Below are 1498 nucleotides of genomic sequence, written 5' to 3'. Positions count from 1 at the left end.
CTTAATTTTGGGTGTTGCAACATCCCAACTATGTTTATTCGTGAGGTGAAAAATCGTTCAGGAAGCACTAGTATTCAGATTATTAGCAAGGATTCCGGTAAATATAAAGTGGTCAAATCCATAGGGTGTGCCAACACGTTGCAAGAAATTGAGGCTTTAAAATTAAAGGCCAAACATGAGCTTGAAAAAATCAGGAAACAGTCTTCGCTGTTTGCATCTTCTACAGATGCGAAGGTCGAAGAGGCCTTCTCTCTGCTGAGCAATGCAGACATCAGAACTGTGGGGCCCGAGTTGATTTTCGGAAAGATCTATGATTCCATAGGCTTTGGTGCATTAAATGAGCCCCTGTTCAAAAATATTGTAGTTGCCCGTCTGGCATTTCCTTTGAGTAAACTCAAAACGAGTGAATACCTGTACCGATATCAAGGCAAGTCCATTGATGTGAATAAGATATACCGGTTTTTGGACAAGCTGAACAGCGAACTTGAGGAACAGGTCCGGCAAATAGCTTTTCAACACACCAAAAAGGTTTTGAACGGGGATCTGAGCATTGTCTTTTACGATATGACCACACTCTACTTCGAGGCCTCGGATGAGGATGACCTGCGCAAAACAGGATTTTCCAAAGATGGAAAGCACAGCAACCCACAAATATTCATCGGGCTTCTGGTAGGCTTGGGCGGCTACGCCATAGGGTATGAAGTTTTTGAAGGAAATACGTATGAAGGACATACCCTTATTCCTTTCCTGAAGAAAATGCAAGATAAGTTTTCCCTGAACAAGCCCATTGTCATTGCCGATGCGGGCTTGTTATCCAGAACCAATGTACAAGCACTGGAAGATAACGGCTATCAATTTATATTGGGCGCCAGAATAAAGAACGAGGATAAGGAGACCCAATCCCAAATCAAGGAATACGACTTTGAGCGAAACAACTTTTTTTGGCTGGATAAGGAAATAATAGATGAAGAAGGCATCGTAAGAAAACGTCGTCTGATCGTACACCATTCGGACAAAAGAGCCAAAAAAGACAGCTACAATCGGGAAAGAGGGCTTAAGAGACTGGAAAAACGCTTAAAATCCGGCAAGCTTACCAAATCAAATATCAACAACAGGGGCTACAATAAATATTTGAACATGGAAGGCGAAGTGAATATTGAGATCGACTATAAAAAATATGAAGCAGATGCCGTTTGGGACGGACTAAAAGGATATATAACCAATACGGCTCTCTCAAATCAGGCTATATTGGACAATTACAATAATTTATGGCACATCGAAAAAGCTTTTCGAATGTCCAAGACCGATCTCCGCATCCGCCCGATCTATCATCGATTACGACACCGGATAGAAGCGCATATATGTATTTCTTTCACCGCTTACAGCATTTACAAAGAGCTGGAAAGGGTTTTGAAGATCGAGAAATCGGATCTGTCGCTAAACAAGGCAAGTGAAATTACGCACACTATATACCAACTATCTTATCGGTTACCCGACT

General features: G+C 41.8%; 1 protein-coding gene. It reads left to right on the top strand.

Translation table 11 applies throughout. The features are described from left to right. Positions 1-30: 30 nt before the first annotated feature. On the top strand, positions 31-1498 hold a 1468-nt coding region (locus BV214_RS12305), incomplete at its 3' end, for an IS1634 family transposase (protein ID WP_086477813.1).

Source organism: Arenibacter amylolyticus, from assembly GCF_002150785.1.
GTDB lineage: Bacteria > Bacteroidota > Bacteroidia > Flavobacteriales > Flavobacteriaceae > Arenibacter > Arenibacter amylolyticus.
Note: the sequence above shows the minus strand (reverse complement) of the source record. Positions and strands in the feature narration are given on the sequence as shown.